Raw genomic sequence first — 6,342 nt, 5'->3', positions numbered from 1 at the left:
TTGACCATCTTGCCGAACTCGTTGGGCTTGCCGGCCTTGCCCTTGCGAATGATCTCTGTCGAGGGCTTGAACACGCTGAAGAGCTTGTCCTCCGCCCGTGTGTTGCCGCGGAAGATGCGTTCCCGGGTCTGCCGCATCACCTGTCGCACGAGCGGCATCATCGCTTCCAGCTCCTGCCGCAAGCCTTGCAGCGCCAGCCGTTTCAAGATGCCCCTGGCCCGCTTCACGCCGGTGGCGATCTCATGGGAGAAGCGCTTCGCTTGCCCCACCACACGGCTCGTCGAGTTCAACAGCCGCCGGTAGCCTTGCTTGAGCTTCTCGTGATTGAGCGGTCCTTTGCAGTTTTCGCCACAGCGAGCGATTCTGGCAGCCGCACAAGGCCGCCGATTTTTGCGCCGGAAAGTAGGCTAGTTTCTGTCGCGAAACACCTGCATTTGTGTTGAGGGCGCCATTTCCTCAATAAAACCGGGGGCGAATTAGCAGTAGATGCTAGCATTCGCCATGTGTTTTGACGCGAGTTTCGTCGCGATTTCATGAGGCGTCCGGTAGACGGTGCAGTGGTTGCACTGAAGTGCAGCGGATAAGATTTCCGCCGCAAGCGAGGGACTTGAAGGGATATTGTCGGGCGGCTTTTCGTCTGCGCGATCATCGGTCCGCCAACAGGGCTGCGATCTTCATGAGGTTGTTGGCGAGCACGGCGGCTGCAACCCATAGCTCGAAGCGCTCGCGACCTTCGGCGAGACATTCATGCCGCGACCGCGGAACAATACCGAGATGCGCCCCTCGATGCCGGCGCGAAAGCGCTGGCCGTCCTTGAACTCCCAGCTCTTCTCATAGGCTTCGCGTTCGGGCGCCTTGGTGCCGCCCCGCTGTGGGATGCACACCACCTTGACGCCTTCCTGCTTGCACGACATCACGTTCTTCTCGCTGAAGAAGCCGCGATCCGATCCGTACAATTTGGAGACGTCGCCGAAGGTCTGCCAGGCCAGCGGGGTTCGCTTTCACCGGCCCACCAGTAGAACGAAGATTGACCAGCTTCGTTCGCAGAAGGTCCTGCCAGCACCCAAAAGACCAGCGTCGTACACGCATAGTTCGCGAACTCCCTGCCCTGATCCTTGCGATAGCTCAAGCAACGGGGCATGCCACTCGATCACACGTCTGTCATTCCAAGCACCGCGGCCATCGAGCATGAGCCTCCGTTCCCGCAGTTATTTCTTCCCCATCCAGACATCTTCGAATGACGAGAGGGGCATAAGTTCCTCCTCCTGCACGGGCCGGTCATTCATGACGTCGGCCGCTTTCAACGTCGCACTAAACCGGACAACAGTGCGTCTTTCGATTTCCGCCAATGTCGCTTGCTCGTCTTCGAAGCCTTCTGGCGAGAATTCCTCAAACGGTGAATCGTCAGCTAGCTCCTGCTTTTGCGATGTGACGAAGCCGAACGCCCTGATGCTGCCGCTCCTGGTCGGTGCAACGACTACCTTCCAATAGGATAGCGGCACATAAACGTTGCCTGCCTCCTCGTCTTCAAGTTTCAGATCCCGCTTCGTGAAAATTGGACCAGCAAAGATCGACAGGCGTGCCAGCGTCCTATCGGAGGATGCTTGCCTGCTAATGTGATTTTCGAGCCGCCCCCACAAGCCGTGGAAACCAAACTTATCGCGATTAAATGCTTCGTGCTGGGGCGTGCAGTTCGTCAGGTGAAACGTGTCTGAATTCGCGTACTCAATCTCTGTCTTTGACGCACCCCAACAGTTATCATCTCGCCTCACGAGATGGCCAAAATCGAGTCTCTTCCACCGATCATAGAAGCCTTTCGGCAGCTGGTACTTTTCGTCCATGCGGCTATCGGTTATCCACTCGTCCTTTCCAAAGGTTTCGCGGCCCTTAATCTTCCTCTGGCCTTTGCTGTAATCGGTATTGCAGGCCGAAAGGACCGGCATTCTCCGTTGTGCATGCATCATGCACGAGTAGTGATGGTAGTGGAGGACCTTGCCGGCGCGGCCCCGCAAGGGAGCAATCAGCTTCGGATCTTCGCTCTCTATGGTCGGGAATTCCGCAATACGGTCGCGGCCGAGGAAGTTTTCGTCGTAGCCTTGTCGATCGCTATAGTCGGTGTCGAAGTTAAGCTTCTCCAGCAACAACTCGTCAGGCTCAGCACTTGCGACAATGGCCGGAGCAGCCAATGGCTTTACTTCCGGGATCAACGAGCGGATAGAAGGAGGATTCGAAAGGCTTTCAACCTTGAGCGAGACGTTTAGTGGCAAGACGAGTGAGAATCCCTCACTCGGCCGGCTTGCTGGAATGAGCTGCGGAGCGAAAGTAGGCCGTGCTGACGGCTCCACGTCGATTTCGAGTTCGGCTGCAGTTGGCTTGATCGTTCCTTGGATAGCCGCCTCAAGCACCGGCAGGAGATCATGGCGAGCAGCCTGTTTCCTGATGTCAGCTACGAGCCGGCTGGTCCTGACGCCTTCGTTTGCTATCCATTTGATCTCGTGCTCCAGCGGCTTATGGTCGGTAATGGGCTGGCCGTCGTGACCGATGTAGCGACCTTGGCTATCTTTCAGCGGCTTTCCCGAGTGGTGTAGGGCAACGACATCCCAAAGATCGTTGAACACTGGCGAGCCTGACGAGCCTCGGAAGGTATCGCTCTGGTAGGTGAGAAAGTCTTCAGTGTCATCGAAGGGCAATAGTTTATTTTCACGAATGGCTATCTGCTTGCTCTGGCCTCCGGGATGCTGAACGATGGAAAGAAACTGGCCGTAGTCCGCCTTGCCGAGTTGAGGATTCAGGCGAAGCCATCCGAAACTCGCCAGCTCTTCCGTCCCTTGCTTTGAAAGAGGGTCGACCGCCACGACGCAATAATCGAGATCCTTGTTGTTGAAGAAGAACTTGTCAGGAGCGAAGGAAAACCAGGTGGGGATTCGGTCATTTCCAAGGGGGTCCGACTCGTATGCGAACTGGACCCGCGAGCGGCCTGCTTCTTCCGGCATCTTAAAAACATGCCAATTCGTTAGCAGGAGTGTGGGGGCGATCATGAAGCCAGTAGCAGACCCTCCGCGATCACCCGGCGACGGTGGTATTTTGATGCAACCAACAGAACGGGCCGCACGAATGCCTGCCCAGAAGTAGTGTAGGCTCAGTAGGTCATTCGTTCCCATCGCGCGCTCTAGGGCGGCGATGTCATCGGGCGTCCGGTTTTCATTGATGTACCGAGTGACGCGATCCGCCCGATCCTTCGGAAGATCAGGCTTTGCCGCAGGTGCCTTGAGTTCACCGCGCTTCGAGTCGACTCGCGCGGTCGTCGTGGCGACTATTTCAGTATCAATCTGCATACGTTCCCCGTAAAATTAGATCTTTAGAAACAACACAAACCGGCCCGTGGCTCGGCTTCAAACGGCACTTCGCGTCAATCATGGAAACTTAAGATTCAGTTGAATCTGGCAATGATCACTGGGCCAACGGGAACGCGGCGTTTCCTCTTCAATGTCTTTGCCGTATCGCCATTTCCAGTATGATCCCGCGTCCGCAAGGGCAGCGGCCTTCTCATTCAAGACAAAGAAATCTATCGAAAAGCGTTGGCTGGCGGGCTCGGTAGGCCAGCACTTGAACTCCTTGTTCTTAGGGATATGGGTAAGTTTCACGTCATCGTCAGGGCTCGACGTGGACGCGCCAGACATCACATCCCACATATCAGTCGTCTTTATCTCAGGGCTTTCGCGGTCGAACCTGCGATTGAAGTCTCCGGCAACGATAACCGGCCCACCGCCCTGATGCGCTGCCCTGATCCAGGATTTAAGCGGTTGCAGCTGACGAAAGAGCGCTGGACAGTGGTCGTTATCTGAAGGTTCTTCGATGGGATCTTCGTTGCAGCGAGACTTCATGTGCAGGACGAGTAGCCGCAAAAGAGCGCCATTTTTGTTCAAGGTAATGTCGAGCCCCCACCGGGTCTGGTGGTCAGTTGCCGGGTCTTTTGGCCCAAGATCCACGACGTCCCTCGTATCTCCGAGTGAAACGCCAGAAGATCGCTTGATTGCTAAAGCAACATACTGCCTGGCAGGATTGGTGAGTTCGCCCGGCAGAGTACTCACGGCTGAGGTCGGGTCGGTTACGCACTGCGGCTTGATATCCGAAAGCTGGTTGAAAGGATAATTGGGCGCCAGGCCACGCTGGTCCGCAACGGTCTGCCCGGAAATGCAGAGAATGTACTGGGATGGTGGGAAAACGCGCGCGAGCGCGCGAAGGCTCGCGATCTCCTGCATGGCGTAGACGTGGCCGTCGCTGCATTCACGATAGAGCCGCAAGTCCTTGAATTCATCTTCCGAACGGAGCGGACGATCATAGACCCTCACTGCCGTCGCTAATTCGGCGATATTCCACGAAATGAGCTTGATCTCACTCGGCTTCGGATCAGGCCCTTTTGCACCGCAATTGATGTCTTGCGCGAGGGAGGAAGCCGACAAGCCAAGAAGCCACAAAGCAATAAGCGCGATCATCTTCATGGACGAGCCCCTCGAATCCAAAATCGCATTTTAAAGATACAACTATGACGAGAAGATTACAAGTTTTCGCTACAGATGCTTTAACGCTGGTTCAGCGTCTACCGGACCAATCTGCGCTTGGCGACTGCATACTCAGCCAGTGCACAAGATCGCCGTCAGAACGCGCGGCGACGGGATCGATCTATCTTGCCTCCTGAGCGGTGACGTGGACCGACGGTACAGGATATTGACGGCGTCAACGGAGTCCGCCGCAATCCGCTTGCGCGCATCGGCACCTCTAAAAATCATTACGGTGTCCCCCGACCCGTTACCACTATAAATTGTTCAACCCAAGCAGGTTAAGCAAAATTCTTACTCCTTGATACAGGCCGCACACCGGATTAGTGAGCCAGAAAAAGAGTGGATCGATGCTATTAACCTGTGGCGAATAGGCATTCGAGCAGAAGCGTGACGAATGTCTGCTCGACGAAGGATTCGCCCTTGTCCGTGAAATCCAGCTTTGAAAGCGCCTGAAGCGTTTGTTGATTGATGTCTGCTGTAGGTCTTGGTTGTGTGAAAACGCCTGATGACCCGCGATTTCGGCTGTCAATCGGCGTCGAAAATTGCATTTCGATCCCAACCGATGGCTTTCACGTCGCGCACGGTTTCATCACAAAGCTAAAGCTCGCCTCCAAAATAGGGCCATGATCATCGCGAACTTCAACTGATATGCGGTGCTGCGGCCTGCCTCTGACCCATTCGCGGGCCATCTCCGAGAGTGCAGTGGTCGCCTCTTCCCGAGCAGAATCGATGTTCGGCAGCTCCGCACCTTCATCATCGCGGATGAACTGGCTGCCGTCGCGGATATCAAAATAGTACCTCTTCATCGGCGACTCACGAGTCGTGCCGTCGAACAGATCTTGCAGCTCCAGATCGATCTTGCTGCCGCATTTGAGGTGCTGCTGCATGGCCCACCGCCTCAAATCGAAACAGCCAGCGGCGGTCTCGTTCCCGGCGTGCCTTGAAGCGGTCCAGGCACTTCTTGGAGCACAGCGTCGCCCGCCATGAGTAGTATCTGATCATGCCAAACTTTCCGTCACAGACGGCGCAGCTTGTCGCTGCTGGGCGACACTCAAAGCGTTCGTGGCAATCGCGCATCTTCATCTTCTTTGGGCCCCACCCGGGTACTGGAACTCCGGAGTCGCTGACTCACTGTGCGTGCACAGGTGGAGTTCCGCTGCAAGATCATCGTGATCCGCCAATCTTGCGGCAGCTAAGGACGGGGCGCGAAGAGCTTGACTCTCACTGGCAGCATCCAGCTCGGCATCCAACATAAAGTTGTTGCTGCGTGCGCTCATTCGGCTTGAGCCTACATCCGGGAGACCGACCGAGCCCTTCGATCGGGCACCGTCCACAAACGAAAACTTACCTCGTCATGAAGAAGAAAAAGTAGCCAATTTCTCCTGGGCACCGCATATATCAGGCGAAATTCTCATATTTCGCGCTGAAGTTCATCGAAGAAGCCGACTACATCGATACCCAAGCGGTACTGCAGATACGCAATCGCCACTGGTGAATACCAATTTCGGAGTGATTAATATCGGACTGGAATGAATGCGCGTGCGGCCGACCGCGGGCAAAGCGACAGCGATGCTGCCTCGGCTGCGACCCACCAAACGGTCGCTTTTGACATTATTCGGCGGAGGAAGACGACGCCTATCCACTAACTGAACCGCTTGCGATCTCATGCCGATCCAATTCTTGTTCGGAAGCGGGCCCCAGTGCCTCACCATCGTGGCGCGCCTTAGGTGGTGTGGACACTTATCGCAGCCATAGAATGATGGCTGCGATGGTGATGACG

4 protein-coding genes and 1 pseudogene are annotated in these 6,342 nt (G+C 55.8%); all 5 read right to left on the bottom strand.

All coding sequences use genetic code 11. The features are described from left to right. Nucleotides 1–338, bottom strand: a pseudogene (locus CP49_RS26980) (ISNCY-like element ISBva1 family transposase); the annotation flags it as partial. A gap of 336 nt (nucleotides 339–674) precedes the next feature. Then, complete coding sequence (locus tag CP49_RS26975; protein WP_057853197.1) at nucleotides 675–956, bottom strand: hypothetical protein; 282 nt, start codon at nucleotides 954–956, stop codon at nucleotides 675–677. A 252-nt stretch (nucleotides 957–1,208) separates the two neighbouring features. Then, a complete protein-coding gene (locus CP49_RS26970) occupies nucleotides 1,209–3,335 on the bottom strand; it encodes a DNA/RNA non-specific endonuclease (protein WP_057853196.1) in 2,127 nt (708 codons plus the stop codon). 78 nt (nucleotides 3,336–3,413) lie between these two features. Beyond that, entirely contained in the window at nucleotides 3,414–4,502 is a 1,089-nt protein-coding gene (locus tag CP49_RS26965; protein ID WP_057853195.1) for an endonuclease/exonuclease/phosphatase family protein, read from the bottom strand. Between the two features lie 629 nt (nucleotides 4,503–5,131). Beyond that, nucleotides 5,132–5,449, bottom strand: a complete 318-nt coding sequence (locus CP49_RS26955) for a DUF6894 family protein (RefSeq protein WP_057853193.1) — start codon at nucleotides 5,447–5,449, stop codon at nucleotides 5,132–5,134. Nucleotides 5,450–6,342 lie beyond the last annotated feature (893 nt).

It is taken from the genome of Bradyrhizobium valentinum (assembly GCF_001440405.1).
Lineage (GTDB): Bacteria > Pseudomonadota > Alphaproteobacteria > Rhizobiales > Xanthobacteraceae > Bradyrhizobium > Bradyrhizobium valentinum.
Note: the sequence above shows the minus strand (reverse complement) of the source record. Positions and strands in the feature narration are given on the sequence as shown.

What these genes read in the sequence shown, in the direction of transcription:
- CP49_RS26970 (WP_057853196.1), bottom strand. Translation starts at nt 3,335, where the DNA reads ATGCAGATTGATACTGAAATAGTCGCCACGACGACCGCGCGAGTCGAC.
- CP49_RS26965 (WP_057853195.1), bottom strand. Translation starts at nt 4,502, where the DNA reads ATGAAGATGATCGCGCTTATTGCTTTGTGGCTTCTTGGCTTGTCGGCT.
- CP49_RS26955 (WP_057853193.1), bottom strand. Translation starts at nt 5,449, where the DNA reads ATGCAGCAGCACCTCAAATGCGGCAGCAAGATCGATCTGGAGCTGCAA.